Raw genomic sequence first — 203 nt, 5'->3', positions numbered from 1 at the left:
CCAACGCGATTACCGGCGTAACCGGTGGCAACTACGAAAATCTGGTAGCCGACAAGACCCCGGTCAGCACCACCGTGACCGACACCGTCGACACTACCAATCTGACGCTTAGCGCCACCAATTCGGTCGCCGAGGGTGGTTCGATCATCTACACCGCGACCCTGACCAACGCTGCGGGCACTCCGGTGACCGTGACCTTGAGC

Annotated in this window: 1 protein-coding gene; it reads left to right on the top strand. The window is 61.1% G+C overall.

Annotated elements, in window-relative coordinates; translation table 11 throughout:
• The coding region (locus ACW9HX_RS29245; protein WP_457383230.1) for an immunoglobulin-like domain-containing protein at nucleotides 1-203 on the top strand (203 nt) is incomplete at both ends.

It is taken from the genome of Pseudomonas sp. SDO52101_S400, assembly GCF_054071635.1.
This window is presented reverse-complemented; position numbering and strand designations above follow the sequence as displayed.